Genomic DNA, 23071 nt, shown 5'->3' with positions numbered 1-23071 from the left:
TGCGTAGGTGGATTCCTTTTCGGCGCCCGCGGCCTGCATGGATGGGGTGGCCGACGCTTAGGTCTCCGAAATAGTGATCGATTTGGGCGCCTCCCCCGCGGATCGAGCGGGACCGAGGGGCGCCCGGAGGCTGCGTGGCAAAGATGACTGAGCGAAACAGACACGAGGGGTTGGTCCGGCTGGCGGTGATCCCGCTGCGCAACACCGTGCTTTTCCCGGGAGTGGTCCAACCCATCGACGTGGGCCGCCCGCGCTCTCTGTCCGCAGCCGAGCGCGCAGCCAGCACGCCGAACGAGCGCATCGCGTTCGTGACGCAGACGGTGCCCGAGCTGGACGACCCGGGCACGATGGACGTCTACCCGAGCGGCGTGGAGGGAGAGGTTCTTCGGGTGATGAAGGCCTCCCCCGGCCGGGCCACCGTCGTGGCTCGTGGCCTGCGCCGCCTCGAGCTCGTCGAGCTCGAGGAGGGAGAGGACGCGCTCTACGGCTACTTCCGTGAGGTCGTGGAGACGGGCGAGCGGGACGTCGAGGCGCAAGGCCTGGCCCTCGCCGTGCGCGACATGGCGAAGCAGCTCGTCTCTGTCTCTCCGGACATCCCTGACGAGGCCGCGGCGATGCTGGACCAGCTCCGCGAGCCGGGCCGCCTGGCCGACGTGGCAGCGTCCAACCTCGAGGCCTCGATCCCCGAGAAGATCGAGCTGCTCAAGTTGCACGACGTGGTAGCCCGGCTACAGGAGGTGCTGACGCGGCTCCAGCGCGCGCTCGAAACGCATCGCGTGAAGGAGCAGATCGACTCGCACGTACGCTCCGAAATGGGCCGCCACCAGAGGGAGGCGATGCTCCGGCAGCGCCTGCGCGCGATCCAGGAGGAGCTCGGCGACTCGGACGAGGACGACGCCGCGGGCGAGTTCGAGGAGCGCATCGAAGAGGCCGCCATGCCGGCCGACGTGGAAGAGGTCGCGCGCAAGCAGATCCTCCGCCTGCGACAGATCCCGCCGCAATCCCCCGAGTACACCGTCACGCGAACCTACCTCGAGTGGCTCGTAGAGCTCCCCTGGAACAAGCTGACCGAGGACTACCTCAACCTCGACCACGCGCGGCAGGTCTTGGACGAGGACCACTACGGCCTAGACAAGGTGAAGAAGCGCATCGTCGAGTACCTGGCGGTCCGCAAGCTCAAGCCGGACAAGAAGGGACCCATCCTGTGCCTGATCGGCCCCCCGGGTGTGGGCAAGACCTCGACGGGGCGAAGCGTGGCCCGCGCGCTCGGCCGGAAGTACGTCCGCGCCTCGCTCGGCGGAGTCCGCGACGAGGCCGAGATCCGCGGACACCGGCGCACCTACGTGGGCGCGCTGCCCGGCCGCATCATCCAGAGCATGCGCCGCGCCGGCACCCGCAACCCCGTCTTCGTGCTGGATGAGATCGACAAGATCGGGGCCGACTTCCGTGGCGACCCGGCCGCTGCGCTCCTCGAGGTGCTGGACCCGGAGCAGAACGCGACCTTCAGCGACCACTTCCTCGAGGTCCCCTTCGATCTGTCGCAGGTGCTCTTTTTCGCCACGGCGAACCAGATCGACCCCATACCGCCCGCGCTCAAGGATCGCCTCGAGATCCTCGAGCTCCCCGGGTACACGCGCTCCGAGAAGCTGCACATCGCGCGACGTCATCTGCTGCCGAAGCAGGTCACGGAGCACGGGTTGACGGACGAGCAGTTCCGGATCGACGACGCCGCGGTCACGGAGGTGATCGACAGCTACACGCGAGAGGCCGGCGTCCGCAACCTGGAGCGCGAGCTGGCCTCCGTGTGCCGGAGCGTGGCCGTCAAGCTCGCCGCCGGAGAACCGACGACGGGCGAGATCCACGGCGGAGAGGTGGAGGGGATCCTGGGCCCGCAGCGCTTCTACCCGGAGATCGCCGAGCGCACCGAGCTACCGGGGGTCGCCACCGGCCTCGCGTGGACCCCGGTGGGCGGCGAGCTGATGTTCATCGAGGCCACTGACATGCCCGGCAAGGGGCGGCTCATCCTCACCGGTCACCTGGGCGAGGTGATGCAGGAGTCGGCGCAGGCCGCCCTGACCTTCGCGCGCTCGCGGGCCACCCAGCTCGGCCTGGAGCCCGACTTCCTGGCGAGCTGCGACCTGCACCTGCACGTCCCTGCGGGGGCCGTGCGCAAGGACGGTCCCTCGGCCGGCCTGACGATGGTCACTGCGCTCGTGTCGCTCCTCTCCGACCGCCCGGTGCGCGACGATCTGGCGATGACCGGGGAGATCTCGCTTCGCGGCACGATCATGCCCGTCGGTGGGATCAAGGAGAAGGTCCTCGCCGCCCACCGCGGCGGCATCCGACGCGTGCTCCTCCCCGACCGGAATCGCAAGGACGCGGTCGACATCCCCGCCGAGGTGCTCACGGAGATGGAGCTGGTCTACGTCTCCACGATCCAGGAGGCGATGGAGATCGCGCTCACCGCAGCGCAGCCCAACCCGCGTCGGCGACGCAGCCCGATGCCGGCGCCGGTACCCGATACCTCGGCCCACTCGGCCATGTAAAAGCCATAGCTCCCGCAAACCGCTACGACCCAAACGTTTCCACGCCTTGCCGCCCTCGGGGCCGTCGTGCATACTACGCGGCACGGCGCGTCGAATCGCGCATTCCCTCGAGGCGAACCATGACGAAGCTCCTCTCGCGGTATGGCCTCCTCGCGCTGACGCTCGGCGCCTCCGGCTGCAGCCTCGGTCCCACCGAGCTCCTCATCATCCTGGCGATCGTGGTGCTGCTCTTCGGTGCCTCGCGCCTGCCGCAGCTCGGCAAGGCCCTGGGCGACACGATGCGGAGCTTCCGTCAGGCGAGCGCCGACGACGCGCTCCCGTCGAAGAAGGCGGGCGAGCTGGACAGCAAGCGGCGCGGTGAGATCGAGGACGCGGACGTCGAGCCCGCCGAGCGCAAGAACGACCGCAAGAGCTGAGCAGTCACGGTAGCGAGCTGCTCCCCGCCAAGGCCCCGCTCCCCACCGAAGCCCCGCCCCCCCGCACCACCGCCGCGACGCGCAACCAGACCGGAAGCTCCTCCGCCAGCACGTGAAGGGACAGCATCCGTTCCCCGTCGCAGAGCGCGCGCCCCGGGTCCGGGTGGCACTCGACGAAGAGCGCGTCGACACCCGCCGCGACGCCAGCCCGGGCCAGCGTCGGGATGCTATCCCTCTTCGGAGCCGGGTGCCCCGCGTCCAGCGCGACGGGGCAGCCAAGACCGCGCAGCTCGTCGAGGGCCCCGAAGTCCACCACCAGGCGGTCGTAGCCGAAGCAGCTCCCGCGCTCGACCACCAGCACCTCTCGCGCCCCCGCCCCGCGCAGCTTCTCGAGCGCCCCCGCCACGCCGCGCGCCGAGAGGAACTGCCCCTTCTTCAGCACCACGGGGCGACCGCACGCCGCCACCGTCTCGAGGAAGCTCGTCTGCCGCGAAAGGAGCGCCGGCACCTGGACCGCATCCAGCGCCTCCGCGGCCGAGGCGACGTCCTCGGCCCGGTGCACGTCGGCGAGCACCGGCAGACCGAAGCGCTCGCGCACCGCTCGGAGCAGCGAAAGGCCCGCCGCGAGTCCGGGCCCGCGGTAGGCGGAGGCCGAGGTACGGTTGTCCTTCTCGTAGGAGCTCTTGAAGATCACGGCGAGCCCGTGCGCATCGCGAAGGCTCGCCAGGGCCTCTGCCGCGGCGAAGAGGGTGGCCTCGTCCTCGACGACGCACGGCCCCGCGATGAGCGCGAGGGGCGCACCGCGTCCCAGGCGAACCCCACCGATCTGCACCGTGTCGATCACAGGTACGCAGGGTCGGTGTGCTCGCCGAACTCCTCGCGAAAGATGCGGCAGATCTCCCCGACGGTGGCGTGCGCCCGCACCGCCTCGAGGATCGGGTAGAAGGTGCACGCGGCCTCCTCCCGGCAGGCGCTCCGCACGTCGTCGAGCAGCCGCCGCACGCGCGCCGCGTCCCGCCGCCCCCGGAGCTCGCGAATGCGCTCTCTCTGGCGCTGCTCGCCCTCGAGCTCGATCTTCAGCGTCGGAATGACGTCCTTGCCCCCATCGGTGCGGTAGCGATTCAGGCCGACGATGATGCGCTGCTGCTCCTCCACCTTGCGCTGATCCTCGTAGGCGCTGCGACTGATCTCGCGCTGGGGGTAGCCCTGCTCCACGGCCCGCGTCATCCCCCCCAGCTCGTCGATGCGGCGGATGTACTCCATCGCCGCCTCCTCTACCTTGGTCGTGAGCGCCTCGACGAAGTACGACCCACCGAGGGGGTCCACGACCTGCGCCACGCCACTCTCGTCGGCGACGATCTGCTGCGTCCGCAGCGCGATGGTGGCCGCCTCCTCCGTCGGAAGCGCGTACGTCTCGTCGAAGGAGTTGGTGTGGAGCGATTGCGTCCCGCCTAGCACGGCGGCGAGCGCTTGGAGCGTGGTGCGCACGATGTTGTTGTAGGGCTGCTGCGCCGTCAGCGAAACCCCCGCGGTCTGGGCGTGCGTCCGGAGGAGCCAGGTGCGCGAATCCTTGGCGCCGAAACGCTCTTTCATGAAGCGCGCCCACATGCGCCGCGCCGCGCGGAACTTTGCCACCTCCTCAAAGAAGTCGTTGTGCACGTCGAAGAAGAACGACAGCCGCTTGCCGAAGGTGTCCACGTCGAGGCCGGCCTGCTGTCCGAGCGCCACGTAGGCCAGCCCGTCGGCGAGCGTGAAGGCGAGCTCCTGCACCGCGGTCGCCCCGGCCTCGCGGATGTGGTAGCCGCTGATGCTGATCGTGTTCCACTGCGGCGCGTGCTTGGTGCACCAGACGAGCATGTCGCGGACGAGGCGCATCGACGGGCGCACCGGACAGATCCACTCCTTCTGCGCGATGAACTCCTTGAGGATGTCGGTCTGCGTGGTGCCGCGCAGCGCCTCAGGGGCCACGCCCTGGCTCTCGGCCGCGGCCACGTAGAGCGCCAGCACCACGATGGCCGGCGCGTTGATCGTCATCGAGGTGCTGACGCGGTCGAGCGGAATGCCGGCGAAGAGGCGCAGCATGTCCTCGACCGACGCGACGGAGACCCCTTCGCGCCCGACCTCGCCGAGGGACCGCGGGTCGTCGGGGTCGTAGCCCATGAGCGTCGGCATGTCGAAGGCCGTCGAGAGCCCCGTCTGCCCCTGCTCGAGCAGGTAGTGGAAACGTCGGTTCGTCTCCTCGGGGGTGCCGAACCCGGCGAACATGCGCATGGTCCAGGCCCGGCCACGGTACATCGTGGGATGGATCCCGCGCGTGAAGGGGTATTCGCCGGCCGCACCCACCTCCTCGAAGGGGGGCAGATCGTCGGGGCCGTACTGCGCCTTCAGCGGAAGCCCCGACATCGTCTCGTACTTCTTCGGGCGTCCTGCGGAGTCCTGGGCCATGGCTCTTCCTCGGTCACGGGCCTTTCGGGCGCGTCACGGGTCCGCCGCGCGGCAGACCTCCGGTGTCGCACCACAGTGTCCGAGTTCTACGGCGGTTGCGCCGAGCGGTCAACGCGCGCTCGAAGACGCGCTCGAAGGCCCGACGTGGCCTCCGACGGAGGAGGCGCAGCGAAAGCCGACGTCGTCCCCGGCGTAGTCGGGCTCGAAGCGCGCGCGGTTCGTCGCGCGGGGCATGGCGAAGTACGAGCAGCACGACCCGCCGCGGACCACGCGAAAGCGGCCTCGCACAGGTCCACGGGGGTCCGTCGTCGGGCCGCCGTAGGGGCCGTACCAGTCCGCGACCCACTCCCACGCGTTGCCGCCCATGTCGAACGCCCCCACGGGACTCCGCCCGCCGGGAAAGCGGCCGACCGGTCCCACGCGCCCCGGGTGCGTCCCCGCGCAGGGCCCCTCGCCGTCGAAGTTGCCGAAGTTCGCGCGTCGGCAATCCAGCCCCGCCCCCCAGGGGTAGCTTCGACCGTCGGTCCCGCGCGCCGCGCGTTCCCACTCAGCCTCCGTGGGGAGCCGCTTGCGAACGTAGCGGCAGTAGGCAACGGCGTCCTCCCAGGAGACCCCCACGGCCGGCAGCTCCGCGCTCTCGAGGCCGGCGTAGCGCCGCGCCGGTCGGCAGGCCCCGGCGGCCACGCAGCGGGCGTACGCTCCCTGGGTCACCTCTGTACGATCGATGCGAAAGGCCGGCAGGGTCACGCGCCGAACCGGCCGCTCGTCCGCGTCCCCGCCGAGGCTGCCCATGGGGAAGGTCCCCGCGGGCACGAGCACGAGCTCGTCGGCCCGCACGGCAGGAGCCAGCAGCAGGGCGGCCCAGCAGAGACACCCGACCCGAACAAACGCGCGCACGGCTGCGGAGCATAGCGCACCGACCGCCCGCGCGGCGCGACGAAAGGCGACGCCACCCTCGCGTCCCTGCGCTATGCTCCGCGGCCACGTGGAGGTCACCATGCCTGCTCCTTTCCGTTTCATCGAGGCCTGCCGCGGCCGGCCAGTGGACTGCACGCCCGTCTGGCTGATGCGCCAGGCCGGTCGATACCAAGCGTCCTACCGGCGCATCCGCGAGCGGGTCTCGTTCTTCGAGCTCTGCAGCACCCCCGAGCTGGCTGCCCAGGTCACGGTGGACGCCGTCGAGCAGCTCGGCGTGGACGCCGGGATCATCTTCTCTGATATCCTGGTGCTCCCCCGCGCCATGGGCGCGCCGATGGAGATTACCGACAAGGGTCCGGTCCTCGAACACCCGATCGCCACCGCCGCGGAGGTGGCCGCTCTCGAGGTCGTGGACCCCGTGGAGCGCATGTCCTTCGTGATGGAGGCCATCCGGCTGACTCTCTCCGGCCTCGGCGGACGCGTTCCCCTGATCGGCTTCGCCGGTGCCCCCTTCACGCTGGCCTGCTATCTCGTCGAGGGAAAGCACTCGCGCGACTTCAACCGCTTCAAGCGGATGATGGTCACCGACGAGCGCACGGCGCACGCACTCCTCGAGAAGCTCACCGAGATGGTGTCGCGACACCTCCGTGCGCAGGTGGAGGCCGGTTGCCACGCGGTACAGCTCTTCGACTCGTGGGCCGGCATCCTCTCGCCGGCCGACTACCGGCGCTTCGTCCTCCCCTACAGCCAGCGCATCTTCGCCAGCCTCGCCGACCTGGGCGTGCCGCGGCTCCACTTCGGCACGGCCACCTCCACGTTGCTCGAGCTCCTGCGCGAGGCGGGGGCCGACGTGGTCGGACTCGATTGGCGCGTGGACATCGGCGAGGCCCGGCGCCGTCTCGGTCAGCAGGTCCCCGTCCAGGGGAACCTCGACCCCTGCCTGCTCTTCGCCCCTCGCGCCACCCTCGAGGCCCGCGTGCGCGAGCTCCTCTCCGCGGTGGACGGCGCGGCGGGGCACATCTTCAACCTGGGCCACGGCGTGTTGCCCGAGACGCCCGAGGAGAACGCGCGCCTGCTGGTCGAGCTGGTACACCGCCTCTCCGCGCGCTGATCCGCCGGTGCTCGGAGTCCCCGCCCGAGCGCCCACAATCGTCGGCAGGGGCTCCCAGCCGGCAGGCCCGCGAGCCACGGCGCGCCGAACGGCAGGCGTCGGGATCTGTCTTCGCATTTCTTCGACTTCCGCCCAACGCCACCCTGGGCACGGGCGTTGCTTTCATGGCCCCGCGCAGGCCGCGGCGCCTTCGAGGCGCCATCACCCGGCCCACGGAGGAACATGAGCGCGCACCGACGCATCCTCTTCAGCCTGACGGCCCTGCTCGGACTCGCCCTGGCTGCCCCGGCGCAGGCGGCTGACCCGCACCCGCTCGAGTTCTGGAACAACGGCGGAGCCTACGGCGGAGCGCAGTGGCAGATCCGGGGCCGAAACGAGCGACCCACTTACCACGGGGGCGAGCGGAAGCGGACCTTCACGGATCGTCGGGGCCAGGTGACCGGCAGCGGCAGCACGTCCTATACGGGCATCGCCGGCCAGGTGGACGGCCACGACATCGTGAACCTCGCCGCGTACAAGTACCGGATGCTCGAAGGGCGCATCCGCGAGGGCTTCGAGTTCCTGGACAGCGGCTTCGAGCTGGTCTTCAAGCGCACGCCGGGCGCGAGCCCCGAGGCCGTCCGCACGGAGATCCGCAACAGGCGACTCCCCGAGTACGGCAAGCTGCGGGTCCCCGACATGGCCAGCGCCTTCGAGCTGGCCAACGCGTTCCTCACCGCGGGAGGCAACGCCGAGGCCTTCTACGCCACCTTCGGGCCTTCGAAGCGCGTGGTGCGCGGGCTTCTGGCCGAGCGCGTGCAGCAGCTCTTCGCGGGTGAAGGTGTCGAGGAGCGCATCTTCGACGGGCGAGTGAAGGTGAGCAAGGCCACGCAGTACGTCGACCGTCGCGAGCTCCGCTTCGAGGTGATCCTGGGCGGCGACTGGCAGTCCCGCGTCAACCCGGACGGATCCCGCGCCAAGTCCAAGCTCGTGGGCGGCCGCAGGATCAAGGGCCACGCCACGCTGCGCAAGGGGGCCGAGGGCTGGGCCCTGGGCGACGTCAAGGTGGCCGCGGACCAGCTCGCGCAGCTACCACGCCCGGCAAGCGACGCCCTCAAGTAGACCGGATCTGGCGTAGACCCGCCGACCCCGCCCTCGCCTGGCTCTCCCCTCCCGCACCCCAGGAATGAACCGCCTCGCCTCCGGGTTGCATCCAAGCCGGCGCTCCTCGCGGACGCCCGGGCCTCCATCAGGGCCCGCTCCAATCGAATCACCGCCCCTACTGGGTGTGGCGCGGCGATTTCTTTCGTGCTAGGACATCCCGACGTTCGTCTCCGAAGAACCTGTTTCAAAGGGAGTTTTACTATGAAGATCAGTATATTCCGGGCCGGGGCGCTCGCGATGGCGATGACCCTGGCGAGCGGCTGCCAGGACCTGAAGCCGGTGAAGGGCAAAGGGTCGGCCAGCACCGCGAGCTCTGGCCCCAAGGTCAAGCTCGAGATGTACGTCATGTCCAAGTGCCCCTTCGGCGTAGAGGCCGAAAACGGCATCAAGCCGGTGATCGACGAGATCGGCGACCGGATCGACTTCCACCTGGACTTCATCGTGAGCGAGGCGAACGGCGCCTTCACGGCGCTCCACGGCGAGCCCGAGGTGAAGGGGAACATCCTTCAGCTCTGCGCCATCAAGCAGGCCCCCGAGGCCAAGAAGTACATGAAGTTCGTGGATTGCCAGAACCAGAACATGGGCGGCATCCCCGACGGCTGGGAGCGCTGCGCGGACCAGGCCGAGCTCGACAAGGGCCAGATCAAGTCCTGCTCCGAGGGAAGCCAGGGCAAGGACCTGCTCCGCGAATCGATGAAGCGCGCGACGGCTGCCGGCGCGCAAGGGAGCCCCACGATCAAGCTGGCCGGGACCGACTATAACGGCGGCCGCTCCAAGATCGACTTCATGCGCGCCCTCTGCGAGAAGATGCCGGGCGACAAGCCCGAGGCGTGCAAGAAGATCCCCGAGCCCGTGGCGGTGACCGTCACCGTGGTCACGGACAAGCGCTGCAAGGAGTGCCAGACGGCGGGCCTCGAGTCCAACCTGCGCGGCCGCTTCTTCCCCAAGCTCACCGTCAAGACGGTCGACTACGCGGACGCCGAAGGGAAGAAGCTCTACAAGGAGCTGGACCTCAAGCACCTGCCGGTGTGGCTCTTCGAGGCGGGCGTCGAGAAGTCCGAGCGCTACTCCACGATCTCCCGCTGGATGATGGACAAGGGCAAGTACAAGATGCTCCGCATCCCGGCCAACTTCGACCCGACGGCGGAGATCTGCGACAACAAGGTCGACGACACCGGCGACGGCAAGGTGGACTGCGACGACAAGACCTGCCAGGCCACGCTCACCTGCCGCAAGGAGGTCCCGAAGAAGGTGGAGGTCTTCATCATGTCCCAGTGCCCGTTCGGCGTGCAGGCCGTGGACGCGATGAAGGAGGTGCTGGACAACTTCAAGGGCAAGGTGGCCTTCGACGTGCACTACATCGCCGACAAGACCCCCACGGGCTTCAGCGCCCTGCACGGCCAGCCCGAGGTGGACGAGAACATCCGCCAGCTCTGCGCGAAGAAGCTCTACGGGAAGAAGAACAAGTACCTCGACTACATGTGGTGCCGGAACAAGAACTACCGCTCCGACGACTGGAAGCCCTGCGCCAAGGACGGCATCGTCGCGGCAGCGATCGAGAAGTGCTCTACCGGCGACGAAGGGAAGAAGCTGCTCGAAGAGGACATCAAGATCGCCAAGCAGCTCGAGATCAGCGGCAGCCCGACCTGGCTCGCCAACAACCGCTTCAAGTTCAGCGGCGTGGCGGCGGATGCGATCAAGCAGAACATCTGCCAGCACAACAAGGATCTCGCGAACTGCGACAAGAAGCTCACCGAGCAGGCCAAGGCCCAGGGCTCCTGCAACTAGCCCCTGACTCCCCGTAACGCCCGCCGCAGCGACGCGGCTGGCGCGGGAAGCTCCCGACGCCCGCCCCCCTCGCCTCCTTTCGCCACTCCCGGCTCTCCACTGCCCCTTGCCTGGACGAGGGGGGCTTGTTACATCTTCCCGCGTCATGCAGGTCTTCCGGAGCGCGAAGGGCCTACGCGGAATGCTCGCCGGGCCAGCCGTGGCCATCGGCAACTTCGACGGCGTGCACCTCGGCCACCAGGCGCTGATGCGGCGCGCGAAAGAGCTCGCCCACGCGCACGGCGGCAGCGGCGTCGCGCTGACCTTCGACCCGCACCCGGCCCGCTACTTCAAGCCCGACCTGGCTCCACCACTCATCACGAGCCTCGACCAGCGCCTCGAGCTGCTCGCCGCGCAGGGCCTCGACGCCGTCGTCGTGGAGCCCTTCGGCGAGGCCCTGGCCTCGCTCGCGCCGGACGCCTTCGTGGAGGAGGTCCTCGTGCGGGGCCTCGGCGCGCAGCACGTCGTGGTGGGAGAGTCCTTCGTCTTCGGGCATCGGCGCGGGGGGTCGCTCGCGACCCTGACCGAGCTCGGGCACCGCCACGGCTTCACCACCGTGGGACTCCCTGCCGTCTGCGCGCAGGAGATCGTCGTCTCGAGCACCAAGATCCGCGAGTTCGTCCTGATGGGACGCATGGAGGGGGCGACGCTCCTGCTCGGGCGCGACCACTTCGTGGACGGTGTGGTTGTCACCGGCCAGGGCCGGGGGCGAACGATCGGCGTTCCAACGGCCAACCTGGCCTCGGAGAACGAGCTCGTTCCCGGCCGCGGCGTCTACGCGGCGCGTGCCACGCTCGCCTCGGGCGACGAGCGGGAGGCCGTGGTCAACATCGGCACGGCCCCCACCTTCGGCGGATCGCCCTTGGCCACGGTCGAGGCCCACCTGCTCGACTTCGAAGGCGAGCTCGTCGGCCAGCGCCTGCGCCTGCACTTCGCGCATCGGCTGCGCGACGAGCGCAAGTTCCCCTCGGCGGGGGCGCTCGTGGAGGCCATCCGGGCCGACATCGCCACCGCGAGGAGCTACTTCGCGGGACGGCCCCGATGATCGCCATCCGCGGGCCGCATCATTCGGCTTGCCGCGCGCGCGGCGGCGACGCACTCTCGATGCTTCGTTGAGGAGGATTCCGGTGCCCCGCGAGGAGAGCCAGCCCTTCGCCACGGCCACGATAGCGCGCATCTACCTCGAGCAGGGCAAGCTCGACGCCGCGGAGCGCATCCTGCAGCAGGTCCTGGCGCAGCAACCCGGCGACCCGCAGGCGCTGGCCGGACTCGCAGAGGTCGCGCGGCGCCGGACGACCCCCGAGGCCGCCAGCGGCGAGGACTCGGAGCGGGTGCACCTCGAGCGGCGCGGAGACGGGCTCGCCTGTCGGTACCGGGTCTCGGCGGAGGCGAGGACGCGCGCCGAGCTCGTGCTGGGCGAGGAAGGCGCGCTCGTGCTGCGCGTGGTGGGTTTCCCCGCGCGCGCCGACGCCGCCCCCGTCGACGTGCCGCTGCGACAGATCGAAGGAGAGCTGGCCGTGTCGGCGCCCCCCGGAGCGGACCTCGCGCTGGCCGCCGTCGGCGCACTCGGAGAGGATGGACGATTCGTCGCCATCGCGCACTCGGGCATGGTCCCCGTGCACGATCGCGACTAGCGGGCGGAAGCCCCTTCAGGCAAGGAGCGAGCATGTTCACCGGAGCGATCACCGCCCTCGTGACCCCGATGCGTGGGGGGAACGTGGACCTGTCGGCCCTGCGGGCGTTCGTGGACTTCCAGATCGAGGCGGGGATCGACGCCGTCGTCCCCTGCGGCACCACCGGGGAGTCAGCCACGCTCACCGACGAGGAGCAGGCCCAGGTCATCCGCACCGTCGTCGAGCAGACGCGCAAGCGCGTGCCGGTCATCGCGGGGGCCGGCGCGAACTCCACCGCCAAGGCGGTCCAGCTGAGCAAGATGGCCGCCGAGGCCGGCGCCGACGGGCTGCTGCACGTCACGCCGTACTACAACAAGCCGAACCAGGCCGGGCTCGTGGCGCACTACTCCGCCCTCGCCGCGGCGGTGAAGCTCCCCATCGTGGTCTACAACGTCCCCGGTCGCACGGGCTGCGACTTGCTCCCCGAGACGATGGCCCAGCTCGCGAAGCTCCCCGGGATCGTGGCCATCAAGGAGGCCACGGGGCTCCTGGCCCGCGGACAGCAGGTCGTCGCCGCATGCGGAGAGAAGGTCTCCGTCCTCTCCGGCGACGACGCGACCTGCCTCGGGCTCACGCTGCTCGGCGGCCACGGCGTCATCTCCGTCGTGTCGAACGTCATCCCCGGCCCGATGGCCAAGATGATCGCTGCCGCGCGCAAAGGAGCGCTCGACGAGGCGCGCCGCATCCACTACCAGTACCAGAACCTGATGGACCTCATGTTCGTCGAATCGAACCCCATCCCGGTCAAGGCCGGCGTGGCGGCCCTCGGCTTCGGACAGAACGAGCTGCGCCTGCCGCTCGTTCCCCTCGGAGGCGAGAAGCTCGAGCGCCTCACGGCCGAGCTGCGGCGGCTCGGGGTGCTGTCGTGAAGCGCGTCGGGATCCCCGGCGCCGCGGGTCGCATGGGGCGCGCGCTCGTGGCGGAGCTCGCGAGCGCCGAGGACCTCGAGCTCTCCGCGGCCGCCGAGGCCCCGGGGTCTGCCGCTCTCGGTCAGGACGCGGGGCTCGTCGCCGGGGCCCGGCCTCTCGGCGTCCCCATCGGGGCCGACCTCCGGGCGCTCGTGCTCCAGGCAGAGGGGGTGATCGATTTCACCGCCCCGAAGGTCACGGCGCAGCTCGCCCCGCTCTGCGCGGAGCGCGGCCTGCCCCTCGTCGTCGGGACCACGGGGCTCGGCTCCGACGAGCGCGCCCTGCTCGCCCACGCGGCCGAGCGCTCGGCGGTGGTCTGCGCACCGAACATGAGCGTCGGGGTGAATGTGCTGCTGCGGCTCGTGGCCGACGCGGCGAGGCTGCTCGGTCCCGAATACGACCTCGAGATCGTGGAGGCCCACCACCGGCACAAGAAGGACGCCCCGTCGGGGACGGCGCTGCGGCTGGCCGAAGCCCTGGCCCAGGCCACCTGCGAGCTCGGTCCGCTCTCGACGCGCCTCTGCACCGGGCGACAGGGCGATCTACCCGAACGCCCGTCGCACCAGATCGGCGTGCTGGCCCTGCGGGGCGGCGACGTGGTCGGGGACCACACTGTCTATTACTGCACCGAGGGGGAGCGCGTGGAGATCACCCATCGCGCATCGAACCGCCGGACCTTCGCCCGGGGAGCGCTCCGCGCGCTGCGCTGGGCGGCGAAGCACCCGCCCGGGCTCTACGACATGCAGGACGTCCTCGGGCTGAAGTAGGAGCTCCGATGCCACGCCGCAGCTCGCCGAAGACCTCGGACGTGGACTACGGTCGCCTGCCGACCGAGCAATCGAACCCCGCCGTCCGGCACCTCGACACGCTACCGGCGCGGCGGCTCGTGCGGCTCATCCACGAGGAGGACCAACGTGCCCTCGCGGCGGTCGCCGCGGCAGAGGGCCCGCTCGCCGAGGCGGTGGAGCTCGTGGCGGCCGCCCTCGACGGCGGAGGACGGCTCCTCTATGTGGGCGCCGGGACCAGCGGGCGGCTCGCCGCCCTGGACGCCGCCGAATGCCCGCCCACCTACGGCACCCCGCCCTCGCTCGTCCAGGCGGTGATCGCCGGTGGGCGTCGAGCTCTCCTGCGCGCCGTGGAGGGGGCGGAGGATTCCCTCGCCGAGGGGCGAAGCGCGATCCGGCGGCTCGAGGCCTCGCCGAAGGACGCGGTCTGCGGCATCACGGCGAGCGGGGTGACCCCCTTCGTCCTCGGCGCGCTGGCCGAAGCGCGGCTCCGAGGGTGCCGTACGCTGCTCGTGACCTGCGCGCCGCACGCGGTGGTCGCGGGACACGCGGACCTCGTGGTCTCCCTGCCCGTAGGGCCCGAGATCGTGGCGGGGTCCACGCGGATGAAGGCTGGCCTGGCCACCAAGGCCGTGCTGCACACGCTGACCACCGCGAGCATGATTCGCCTCGGGAAGGTCTACGACAACCTGATGGTCGACGTGCGCCCGACCAATCGCAAGCTCGTGCGGCGCGCGACGCGCATCGTGCAGCAGCTCACCGGCCTCGCGACCGGGCCGGCGGCCAAGCTCCTCGCCGAGGCGGGACAGAGCATCAAGGTCGCCGCGGTCATGCACCGGCTGGGTGTGTCGCGCAGCGCCGCGCGCGTGCTGCTCAGGAAGGCGCGCCACCGGCTGCGCGACGTGATCGGGGGCCCGCCGTGAGCGCCGCCGACCCGCTGCTCGAGCTCGTCGGCCTGCGGCAGCTCCCGGCGCGGCGGGTGGTGGGCCTCATGTCCGGGACCAGCGCGGACGCGATCGACGCCGCCCTGGTGGAGCTGCGTGGCCACGGCGAAGCCCTCGACGCGCGACTCCTCGCTTTCGAGAGCACCCCTCTCGACCCTGTCCTCGCGAGGCGTGTCATCGCCCTCCCCGAGGGGAGCGTGGCCGAGCTCTGCCGCCTCGACTTCGAGCTCGGAGAGGCCTTCGCCGCGGCGACTGTGCGGGTGGTGGCTGCCGCGGGCCTCACCCTTGGCGAGGTGCACCTCGTCGGCTCGCACGGCCAGACCGCGCGGCACGACCCCCCAGACCCGCTGTCGGGTGTTGGCGGAGCGACCCTGCAGATCGGACAGGCCGCCGTGATCGCCGAGCGGACGGGGCTCCCCGTGGTGAGCGACTTCCGCGTGGGCGACGTGGCGGCCGGAGGCCAGGGGGCGCCGCTCATCCCTCTCGCCGACTACCTCCTCTTTCGCGAGACGGGAACCTCCGTCGCGCTCCTCAACCTGGGCGGGATCGCGAACGTCACTGTCCTCGGAGCTTCGCTCGACGAGCTCCTCGGTTTCGACACCGGACCGGCCAACATGTGCCTCGACCTGGCGGCGCAGGCGGCCTCCGGCGGGCTCGAACGCTACGACCGGGATGGCGCCCGCGCCGCGCGCGGAACCGTCGACACGTCGCTGCTCCACGAACTGCTCGGTGACCCCTACTTTGCCGCGCCGCCCCCCAAGTCCACCGGCCGCGAGCGTTTCGGCCGCGCCCTGGTGGACCCGCTGCTCGCGCGTTTCGCAGGACGCCTCGACGACCTCGTGGCCACCCTGACGGCCTTCACGGTGGAGAGCGTGGCGCTCGCTCTGGAGCGCTTCGTCTTGCCGCACCGCCGGGTGACGCGCCTCTGGGTCTCGGGAGGGGGCGTGCACAACCGCACGCTCCTCGCGCGACTCGCCGCGCGCCTGGCGCCCCTTCCCGTAGCCTCGCTCGCCGAGCGCGGGATGGACCCCGACGCCAAGGAAGCGGTCGGGTTCGCCATCCTGGCCCACGAGACGCTCTTCGCGGCGCCGGGAAACGTCCCGACCGCCACGGGAGCGCGCGGTCCACGAATCCTCGGCAAGATCACGCTCCCCACCCGGCACGAATGAGAAGGGCGCGGTCCGAAGACCACGCCCTTCCGGATCGCTACGTCGTCGGGCTCAGGACCGCGCGGGCTGCGGCTCCCCCTTGTACCGCTTCAGCTCGCCCTGCGTGCGCGCGAGTTCGCGGCCCAGCTCCGTGAGTTCGCGGCGTGCGCCGTCGGCCTGCTGCTGATAGGCCGCCGACGTCCGCCGGCACTGCTCGAGCTGCCGCGCGAGCTCCTCCCGTTCATCCTTCAGCTCATCGCACAGGCTGTTCAGCTCCGCGAGACGCGCCGCCAAGCGCTCGGCCTCATCGCGGTGAAGCGCCGCCCCTTCCAGAAGCGCCTCGAGCTGGTGCTGCCGGACCCGCAGGAGCTCGTTCGCCTCGGCCTCCACCGGAGCCCGCCCGACGGGCGCAGCCCCTCCGCGCGCCGCCGCCTGCTCGAGCCGCGTCACCTCGGCACGTGCAGCCTGGAGCTCCCGGGCGAGCCGCTCGAGCTCCTTCACGTCCCGCTTGTGCCGCTCGGCGTCGAGGCGAAGCTGTTCCAGCTCCTCCGACGCTCCGTCCACGTCACGGACCCGCTCGCGCAGCTCGACCAGCTCGCGCTTCGTCTCGCGCAGCTCGGCCATCGCCTGCTCCGCGTCGCGGAGGCGCTCCTCGGCCTGCCGCGCGTTCCGGCCGTCGCGCTGCAGTCGCTTCACCTCCGCCTCGAGCTCCTCCACGCGCGTCGCCTGCGTCCGCAAGCGACGAACCTCCTCGAGCAGGGTGCCATCCGAGGCCCGCCGCGCCTCGCTGAGCTCGCGCTCCTTCTCGCGCAGCGCGGCGCCCGCCTGCTCCACCTCGGCCAGCAGCCGATCGCAGCGCCCCTCGAGCTCCGCGGCGCGAGTGCGCGCCTCGGCCAGGTCGTTGCGCAGCGCCTGGACTTCTGGCTCCGGCGTGGCGGGACGCACCGTAGACTTGCCCTGCGCCTCCTTCAGCTCCTCGCGCAGCTGCTCGGCCCACTTGGAGAGCGTCGCCGCCTCGGCCTCCGAACGTTTGAGGCGCACCTCCATCTGGACGATCTTCGACTCGGAGTTCGTGGCGCGCCGCGACGCCTCCACCACCCGCGACTCGGAGCGCATGAGGTTCTTCTCCAGCTCCGCGATCTTCGGCGCCTGACCGTCGAGCTCCTCCGTGAGCTTGGTCAGGGCTCCCTGCGCCTCGAGCAGTCGCTCCTCGGCCGCGGCGAGCTCCTTCCTCGCCGACGCCGCCTCCGCGCGCGCGCGTTCGAGGTCCCGCTCGAGCCCCGCGACCCGCGCCTCGGCCTTGCTCTTCGCCTCCACCGCTACCTGCGTGGCCACCGCCCCGTCGCTCTCCGTGAGCGCCTGCTTGAACGGCCGCGGCGGCGCGCCGGCGCCCGCTCGCGCCTCGGCTTCCTTCACGCGACCCGTGAGCTCGTCGATGCGCCACTGGTCCGCTTGCCGCATGCCCTGCAGCTCGGCGAGCCGCTGGTGCAGCCGGGAGAGCTCCGCCGCCTCCTGCTCGATCCGCCCGACGAGCGTGTCGCAGCGCCGCTCCGCCCCCTCGGCGCGCTGCCGGTGCTGATCGGCCAGCGCTCGCGCCTCCTTGACCAGGTGCTCCGCCGCCTCGGCCCGCGCGCGCTCCGCTTCCGCCCGAGCCCGAGCCTCGAGCGAGCTTTCCGCCGCCGTCTGCGCCCGCGTGCGCTCCGCGTCCGAGCGATTCCGCTCCTGCTCGAGCCGTGACTCGAGCGCCTCGGCCCGCTGCCGCTCCCGTTCGAGCCGTCCCTCCCAGCTCTCGGCCCACTTCTGGAGGGCCTGGAGCTGCCCTGGAACCGCATCGCGCGTCAACACGCCGAGCTCGGAGGCCCGGCTCCCCGACACCGCCGTCTCGGCCGTGGGGCGCTGACGGACCTGCGTGCGAAGTTCCGCGAGCGCCGCGCGCGCCGACTCGAGCTCTCCACCAAGCTGCGCTGCGAGGTCCTCCTTCTCGCGCAGGAGCCGCCGCACCGCCGTGAGCTCCTGTCGGGACTCCGTGCTGGCCTCGAGCCCCCGCCGCTCCGCCTCGGCGAGCTCTTCTCGAAGACGCGAGACCTCCGCCTCCAGCTCTGCTCGCGCGCCCGCGTCGACCTCCTCCGCCTGGGTACGCATGCCAGCCGGCAGCGGCGGACGCAGCGCGTGGGCCTGGGCCCGTCGCGCGGCCTCCTCGGCCTGACCGAGTCGCTGGCGCGTGCGGTCCAGCTCCTCCGCGAGGTGCTCGAACTGCCGGCGGTCCGTCGCGAGCGCGGGGACCTGGAGCAGCCCGTAGCCGAGCGGCCGCAGCGGCCGGTCGCTGCACAGCGCGAGATAGTGCGTCGGCGGCTCGTCCTCCTCGACCAGCGTGCAGTCGAGCGCCGGGTCGAGCTCGTCGTCCTCCGGCTGGTAGTCGGCGACGATCGTCCCCGCGAAGGGGATCTCACCGAGGAGGCGGACGTTCGCGAAGGCCTGTGAAAGAAACTCGACCAGGTCGCCGTAGTCCATGGCGTGCGCGTAGCCGCTCTCGGCGCTCGGCACGGCGAAGAGCGCCACGCCTTCGCGAGCCAGCACGCGCCGGATCTCCGGCATCAGCGAGCCGCGGGTGATCCAGCGCTCCAGCTCGGGGACGAGGACCACGTCGAAGGACTCGTCGGGGAGGACCAGTCGGTCGGGCTCTCCCACCACGAACTCGACGTTCGCGTGGGCGTAGAGCCCGCGCGCCCGCCCGAGCAGCACCGAGGAGGTGTCGAGCCCCACGACCTGCGCGGCGCGGCTCGCGAGGAAGTCCGCCCCTCGGCCCGAACCGCATCCGATCTCGAGCACGCGCCGATCGAAGAGCAGGCTCTCGATGTACTGATACCGAACCAGGCGTTGGACCCACTGTTCTTGCGGCATCCGAATCGTCTCCAGGCTGGGGGTCCTCGGCGGGACCGGCCGCCCAAGCCCACGAGTCTCGCCCTTCGGCGCTCCTCGACGACCTGAGGGGGGATCCGCTGGACGGACCTCGACCGCGGACCGCGCGGCAGTCCTTTGTATCGGGCCCGGGCTCGGTTGTAAACCCACTGCGCCGTGGGGGTGGCCAGGGGAGGACCGAGGGGCGTGGCCGCCGGCGGGCCCGGCCCGAGGACCGGGGGGATTCCTCTAGCGCAGAGCGTCCGCGCTGAGGCGTCCGAGCGCCGTCCGCTCCTCCTCGGTGAGGCCGTGGAAGCGCACCGCCACCCCCGGCCCCGGCAGGGCGTCGTCTACCAGCACCCTCGTCACACGGCCGCGGCGACGGATGGGGCGAGCTCGACCGGGGACGGTGAGCTCCACCTCCAGCCACTCCCCGACCGGAAAGAGCAGCTCCGTGGCGAGAAAGACGCCTTCCTCGCTGACGTCGCAGGAATCGAGGTGGAAGGACTCCGCCATCGGGCCGGGCTCGGCGAAGACGCGGACGGGCATACGGCAGGGACGGCGGTCCGAGGCCCGACGCTCCATGGGACGAGAGGTCGTGTCGTGATTGAGCATCCCTCCATCCTAGGGAGGAGCGGCGCTCGGGCCAAAAAAATGCCCCGCCGGCGAGCTCGCGAGGATTATCCTCTCCGCATGCACGCCCGCCGCATGCACCTCGTCATTCAGGGGCGCGTCCAGGGGGTCTGGTACCGGGCGTCGGCCCAGCGAGAGGCCGCTCGCCTGGGCCTCTCCGGCTGGGTTCGCAATCGCCCGGACGGTTCGGTCGAGCTACTGGCCGAGGGGCCAGACCCCGCGCTCGACGCCCTCAGGACCTGGTGCGGTCACGGGCCCCCCGCGGCCCGCGTGGAGACGGTGCAGGCCGAGTTCTCGGGGGCCACCGGGGAGCACCACGGCTTCCACGTGGCGGACTGACCGGGGCCCCTCCGCGGACCGGGCCCCCGCAGGGCGGTGGAGTTCTCGGAGATGGGGGTATGGAGGGGGCGGCGCAGCACCGCGCTGAAGGCCTTCGCATCGATCCCCGCCGCACACCGCCGCCATCACCCCGTGCTTCCCTCGAGCCCTCGCGCGCGGTCCACCCGCCACGCCTACACCGCGATCACGGGAGCCCAAGGGGGCGCGAGGTGAAGCGAGGCCCGGGCAGCGTCCCGAGTGCCAGCCGCCCGCCCTCCCCCCGATCCACGGCTGGCGCGAGGGCTCGAGCCGCCGCTTGCGCCGGCCCACTCCGCCCCGCTGCCGGCTCATGCAAGCGGCGGCGTCCGCCAGGGCCCGCGTCACGAGCGCCCCTAGGCCCTCCCCGGTCTCTTCCATCCGGAGAACTCGATCACCCTGGGGCCCGCCGAATCGGGCCTTGACATCGGCCGACTTTCCGATCACATACTGCGCGCAGCTTTTTCCGATTCGACCGCAGGGCTCGACCGAGCCCTGGCCATCATCCGAGGAACTTCAAACGAAGACGCGCTGGCCAAGGCCAGCCCACAACGCAAGACGTTACGACCCGCCATGCCCGGGCCCGCCGGCCCGGCGTCCGCGCCGCCCTCCGGCGGCCCGCAGCAAGGAGAACTCATGAGCAACCCGGCCCCTCTGAACCTGAGCGAACTCAAGCGCATGAACATCAAGGACCTGGCGCACATGGCCCACGACTTCGGCATCGAAGGGGCCTCCAACATGCGCCGCCAGGAGCTGATCTTCGCGCTGCTACAGGCTCAAGCCGAGAAGAAGGGCGAAATCTACGGCGAAGGCGTGCTCGAGACGCTCCCGGACGGCTTCGGCTTCCTTCGCGCGCCGGACTACAACTACCTGCCCGGCCCCGACGACATCTACGTCTCCCCGTCGCAGATCCGGCGCTTCAACCTGCGCACCGGCGACACGGTGAGCGGCCAGATCCGCCCCCCGAAGGACTCGGAGCGTTATTTCGCCCTGCTCAAGGTCGAAAACCTGAACATGGAGCCGCCGGACGCGTCGAGGGAGAAGATCCTCTTTGACAACCTGACGCCGCTCTATCCGAACCAGAAGCTGAACCTCGAGTTCGAGCAGCGTAACTTCTCGACGCGCATCATCGACCTGCTCGTGCCGATCGGCAAAGGGCAGCGCTGCCTGATCGTCTCCCCGCCGCGCGCCGGCAAGACGGTGCTCCTGCAGAACATCGCCAACGCCATCACCTCCAACCAGCCCGACGTGGTGCTCATCGTGCTGCTCATCGACGAGCGGCCCGAGGAAGTCACCGACATGGAGCGGTCGGTCCGTGGCGAGGTGATCAGCTCCACCTTCGACGAGCCCGCGGCACGGCACGTCCAGGTGGCCGAGATGGTGATCGAGAAGGCCAAGCGTCTCGTCGAGCACAAGAAGGACGTGGTGATCCTCCTCGACTCCATCACGCGTCTCGCCCGCGCCTACAACACCGTCGTGCCCCCCTCCGGCAAGATCCTCTCCGGCGGTGTGGACTCGAACGCGCTGCACAAGCCGAAGCGCTTCTTCGGCGCGGCCCGCAACATCGAGGAGGGCGGCAGCCTCACGATCATCGGCACCGCGCTCGTGGATACCGGGTCCCGCATGGACGAGGTGATCTTCGAGGAGTTCAAGGGCACGGGTAACAGCGAAATCCACCTCGACCGCAAGCTGATGGAGAAGCGCATCTTCCCCTGCCTCGACATCAACAAGTCGAGCACGCGCAAGGAAGAGCTGCTCCTCGAGCAGGCGGTGCTGAACCGCGTCTGGATCCTGCGCCAGCTCCTGCACCCGCTGAACGTGATCGACTCGATGGAGTTCCTCCTCGACAAGCTCTCCAAGACGAGCAAGAACGCCGAGTTCCTTGCCTCGATGAGCGGCTAGTTCGACCTCTCCGTCGTCCCCGGCTCGCCCCGCACGACCTCCCCCAGGCATCATCCATCTGGCGCGCGCCCCTCGGCGCGAGGCATGCTACCGCAATGTCCGCTCCTCGCTCTCGCACGCGCCCCCTTCGCTCCATGCTCTCCGCCCTGCTCCCGCTCGGCCTCGCCGCGGCGGTGGGGTTCGCCCTTCCGCGCTGCAAGAGCGCGACGAGCTTCTACGAGGACCAGGGCGTCTCGCCCACCGACGGCCAGGTCGCGCCGCACGAGGGGGGCCCGGTCGCCGACGCCTACGTGAATCCGTGCCTTCCCGCTCCGCCGCCCTCGGTCACGGGCAAGGTCTACGCGCCGAACGGCACCGACCCCGTGGCGGGCGCCGCGGTCTACGTGCCGGTGGCGCTCTCCTCGCTCGGCTCGACCGTGCAGTGCGAGAGCTGCGCGATCGGCGGCAAGTTCCGGGCGCAGACGATCACCGGAGCCGACGGCTCCTTCAAGCTGGACCGCGTACCGAACGGCACCTTCCAGCTCGCGTTTCAGAAGGGGCACTTCCGCCGGGTGGTGGAGGTGACGGTCCCGGAGTGCGGCAGCCTCGAGGTGCCGAGGGAGCAGTCCACCCTCCCCGGCAAGCAGCGCGAGGGGGGCCCCTGGGACACGATCCCACGTATCGCCGTGGTGAGCGGGGCCTGGGACCGCCTGGAGAAGGTGCTCGACAAGCTCGGCGTGAAGGAGAAGACCGTCTACAACGGGCGCGACCAGAGCACCGGCCCGGAGAGCCTCCAGGCGCTCCTGCAGAACGGCGCCGTCATGCGGAGCTACCAGCTCCTCTTCATCAACTGCGGCACGCGCTTCGAGGAGCTCGTGACCTCGCCCGGCCCGGCGCGAAACAACCTCAAGGAGTACGTGCGGCAAGGGGGACGCCTCTTCGTCACCGACGTCTCCTATGACTTCCTCGAGCAGACCTTCCCCGAGTACGTAAACTTCGAGGGCTCGCCGCAGACCCCCGCCGCCCAGCCCGAGGAGCACAACGCCGCCGAGCTCGGCAGCCCGGACCTCGTCCTGCGCGCCGAGGTGCTGGACGAACAGCTCCGGAAGTGGCTGGCCCTCCCCGAGATCAACGCTCTCGGCCCCGACGGCAAGGTGGAGGTGCGCGGCTTCGACACCGGGTGGGCAGTGGCCAGCTCGGGCAACAGCCAGCTCCCCGTCACGACCTGGGTGCGCGGCGAGGCCAAGTGGGCCGGCGGCATCGGACCCCGCCCGCTCACCCTGAGCTACGAGTTTCTCGATGGGGACCACAAGGGGTGCGGCCGCGTGGTCTTCTCCTCGTACCACACCTACGGCGAGGCGGCCGAGCTCCTGCCCCAGGAGCGGATCCTCGAATACCTGATGCTCGAGATGGGGACCTGCATCCGAATCAAGTGAGGCGC

Annotated in this window: 19 protein-coding genes; 14 read left to right on the top strand and 5 right to left on the bottom strand. The window is 70.7% G+C overall.

Annotated elements, in window-relative coordinates; translation table 11 throughout:
* The first annotated feature begins 143 nt into the window (after window positions 1-143).
* Window positions 144-2546 (top strand): endopeptidase La, encoded by a 2403-nt coding sequence (gene lon / locus IT371_24005; protein ID MCC6750742.1) that lies wholly within the window; start codon window positions 144-146, stop codon window positions 2544-2546.
* A 119-nt stretch (window positions 2547-2665) separates the two neighbouring features.
* On the top strand, window positions 2666-2962 hold the full coding sequence (locus IT371_24000) for a twin-arginine translocase TatA/TatE family subunit (GenBank protein MCC6750741.1): 297 nt from the start codon (window positions 2666-2668) through the stop codon (window positions 2960-2962).
* A 4-nt stretch (window positions 2963-2966) separates the two neighbouring features.
* On the opposite strand, the gene kdsA is transcribed toward IT371_24000, so the two are convergent.
* The 3 genes from kdsA to IT371_23985 form a co-directional block, all read right to left on the bottom strand.
* Window positions 2967-3794, bottom strand: coding sequence for a 3-deoxy-8-phosphooctulonate synthase (kdsA, locus tag IT371_23995; protein MCC6750740.1), 828 nt, complete (start codon window positions 3792-3794; stop codon window positions 2967-2969).
* An 8-nt stretch (window positions 3795-3802) separates the two neighbouring features.
* Window positions 3803-5407, bottom strand: a complete 1605-nt coding sequence (locus tag IT371_23990) for a methylmalonyl-CoA mutase (GenBank protein ID MCC6750739.1) — start codon at window positions 5405-5407, stop codon at window positions 3803-3805.
* A 108-nt stretch (window positions 5408-5515) separates the two neighbouring features.
* Window positions 5516-6406 carry an SUMF1/EgtB/PvdO family nonheme iron enzyme gene (locus IT371_23985; GenBank protein ID MCC6750738.1) on the bottom strand — a complete coding sequence of 297 codons (891 nt, stop codon included), beginning with the start codon at window positions 6404-6406 and terminating at the stop codon, window positions 5516-5518.
* On the opposite strand from IT371_23985, the gene hemE reads away from it, so the two are divergent.
* The 9 genes from hemE to IT371_23940 all read left to right on the top strand — a co-directional run bounded on the left by hemE (window position 6405) and on the right by IT371_23940 (window position 15885).
* On the top strand, window positions 6405-7436 hold the full coding sequence (gene hemE / locus IT371_23980; protein MCC6750737.1) for a uroporphyrinogen decarboxylase: 1032 nt from the start codon (window positions 6405-6407) through the stop codon (window positions 7434-7436). The genes IT371_23985 and hemE overlap by 2 nt on opposite strands.
* A gap of 222 nt (window positions 7437-7658) precedes the next feature.
* Entirely contained in the window at window positions 7659-8537 is an 879-nt protein-coding gene (locus tag IT371_23975; protein MCC6750736.1) for a hypothetical protein, read from the top strand.
* A gap of 243 nt (window positions 8538-8780) precedes the next feature.
* Window positions 8781-10367 carry a hypothetical protein gene (locus IT371_23970; protein ID MCC6750735.1) on the top strand — a complete coding sequence of 529 codons (1587 nt, stop codon included), beginning with the start codon at window positions 8781-8783 and terminating at the stop codon, window positions 10365-10367.
* Window positions 10368-10512: 145 nt separating this feature from the next.
* Window positions 10513-11451: a bifunctional riboflavin kinase/FAD synthetase gene (locus tag IT371_23965; GenBank protein ID MCC6750734.1), complete on the top strand. Its 939-nt coding sequence runs from the start codon at window positions 10513-10515 to the stop codon at window positions 11449-11451.
* Window positions 11452-11533: 82 nt separating this feature from the next.
* Window positions 11534-12040: a tetratricopeptide repeat protein gene (locus IT371_23960; GenBank protein ID MCC6750733.1), complete on the top strand. Its 507-nt coding sequence runs from the start codon at window positions 11534-11536 to the stop codon at window positions 12038-12040.
* A 32-nt stretch (window positions 12041-12072) separates the two neighbouring features.
* Window positions 12073-12948 (top strand): 4-hydroxy-tetrahydrodipicolinate synthase, encoded by an 876-nt coding sequence (locus IT371_23955; GenBank protein ID MCC6750732.1) that lies wholly within the window; start codon window positions 12073-12075, stop codon window positions 12946-12948.
* Window positions 12945-13754: a 4-hydroxy-tetrahydrodipicolinate reductase gene (locus IT371_23950; GenBank protein MCC6750731.1), complete on the top strand. Its 810-nt coding sequence runs from the start codon at window positions 12945-12947 to the stop codon at window positions 13752-13754. Before IT371_23955 ends, IT371_23950 begins: the two co-directional genes overlap by 4 nt.
* Before the next feature lie 8 nt (window positions 13755-13762).
* A complete protein-coding gene (gene murQ / locus IT371_23945) occupies window positions 13763-14695 on the top strand; it encodes an N-acetylmuramic acid 6-phosphate etherase (GenBank protein MCC6750730.1) in 933 nt (310 codons plus the stop codon).
* Between the two features lie 68 nt (window positions 14696-14763).
* Window positions 14764-15885 carry an anhydro-N-acetylmuramic acid kinase gene (locus IT371_23940; protein MCC6750729.1) on the top strand — a complete coding sequence of 374 codons (1122 nt, stop codon included), beginning with the start codon at window positions 14764-14766 and terminating at the stop codon, window positions 15883-15885.
* Window positions 15886-15936: 51 nt separating this feature from the next.
* Here IT371_23940 and IT371_23935 read toward each other — a convergent pair whose 3' ends face one another.
* Together IT371_23935 and IT371_23930 are read right to left on the bottom strand one after the other, a co-directional pair.
* The gene (locus tag IT371_23935; GenBank protein ID MCC6750728.1) at window positions 15937-18765 is read right to left on the bottom strand and encodes a methyltransferase domain-containing protein; all 2829 of its coding nucleotides are present in this window, start codon (window positions 18763-18765) and stop codon (window positions 15937-15939) included.
* A 246-nt stretch (window positions 18766-19011) separates the two neighbouring features.
* Entirely contained in the window at window positions 19012-19377 is a 366-nt protein-coding gene (locus IT371_23930; GenBank protein ID MCC6750727.1) for a PilZ domain-containing protein, read from the bottom strand.
* Between the two features lie 78 nt (window positions 19378-19455).
* Here IT371_23930 and IT371_23925 point away from each other — a divergent pair, with 78 nt between their 5' ends.
* From IT371_23925 to IT371_23915, 3 genes are all read left to right on the top strand, one after another.
* On the top strand, window positions 19456-19734 hold the full coding sequence (locus IT371_23925) for an acylphosphatase (GenBank protein MCC6750726.1): 279 nt from the start codon (window positions 19456-19458) through the stop codon (window positions 19732-19734).
* Window positions 19735-20403: 669 nt separating this feature from the next.
* Window positions 20404-21651 carry a transcription termination factor Rho gene (gene rho, locus IT371_23920; protein MCC6750725.1) on the top strand — a complete coding sequence of 416 codons (1248 nt, stop codon included), beginning with the start codon at window positions 20404-20406 and terminating at the stop codon, window positions 21649-21651.
* Window positions 21652-21746: 95 nt separating this feature from the next.
* Entirely contained in the window at window positions 21747-23066 is a 1320-nt protein-coding gene (locus IT371_23915) for a hypothetical protein (GenBank protein MCC6750724.1), read from the top strand.
* The last annotated feature ends 5 nt before the right edge of the window (window positions 23067-23071 follow it).

Source organism: Deltaproteobacteria bacterium (assembly GCA_020848905.1).
Lineage (GTDB): Bacteria > Myxococcota_A > Polyangia.
This window is presented reverse-complemented; position numbering and strand designations above follow the sequence as displayed.

Excerpts from the sequence above, each read along its gene's own strand:
- IT371_23975 (MCC6750736.1), top strand. The coding sequence starts at position 7,659 with ATGAGCGCGCACCGACGCATCCTCTTCAGCCTGACGGCCCTGCTCGGA.
- IT371_23930 (MCC6750727.1), bottom strand. The coding sequence starts at position 19,377 with ATGCTCAATCACGACACGACCTCTCGTCCCATGGAGCGTCGGGCCTCG.
- IT371_23970 (MCC6750735.1), top strand. The coding sequence starts at position 8,781 with ATGAAGATCAGTATATTCCGGGCCGGGGCGCTCGCGATGGCGATGACC.
- IT371_23985 (MCC6750738.1), bottom strand. The coding sequence starts at position 6,406 with ATGGTGACCTCCACGTGGCCGCGGAGCATAGCGCAGGGACGCGAGGGT.
- lon (MCC6750742.1), top strand. The coding sequence starts at position 144 with ATGACTGAGCGAAACAGACACGAGGGGTTGGTCCGGCTGGCGGTGATC.
- murQ (MCC6750730.1), top strand. The coding sequence starts at position 13,763 with ATGCCACGCCGCAGCTCGCCGAAGACCTCGGACGTGGACTACGGTCGC.
- IT371_23935 (MCC6750728.1), bottom strand. The coding sequence starts at position 18,765 with ATGCCGCAAGAACAGTGGGTCCAACGCCTGGTTCGGTATCAGTACATC.
- IT371_23940 (MCC6750729.1), top strand. The coding sequence starts at position 14,764 with ATGTCCGGGACCAGCGCGGACGCGATCGACGCCGCCCTGGTGGAGCTG.
- IT371_24000 (MCC6750741.1), top strand. The coding sequence starts at position 2,666 with ATGACGAAGCTCCTCTCGCGGTATGGCCTCCTCGCGCTGACGCTCGGC.
- hemE (MCC6750737.1), top strand. The coding sequence starts at position 6,405 with ATGCCTGCTCCTTTCCGTTTCATCGAGGCCTGCCGCGGCCGGCCAGTG.
- IT371_23955 (MCC6750732.1), top strand. The coding sequence starts at position 12,073 with ATGTTCACCGGAGCGATCACCGCCCTCGTGACCCCGATGCGTGGGGGG.
- IT371_23965 (MCC6750734.1), top strand. The coding sequence starts at position 10,513 with ATGCAGGTCTTCCGGAGCGCGAAGGGCCTACGCGGAATGCTCGCCGGG.
- IT371_23915 (MCC6750724.1), top strand. The coding sequence starts at position 21,747 with ATGTCCGCTCCTCGCTCTCGCACGCGCCCCCTTCGCTCCATGCTCTCC.
- IT371_23925 (MCC6750726.1), top strand. The coding sequence starts at position 19,456 with ATGCACGCCCGCCGCATGCACCTCGTCATTCAGGGGCGCGTCCAGGGG.
- IT371_23990 (MCC6750739.1), bottom strand. The coding sequence starts at position 5,407 with ATGGCCCAGGACTCCGCAGGACGCCCGAAGAAGTACGAGACGATGTCG.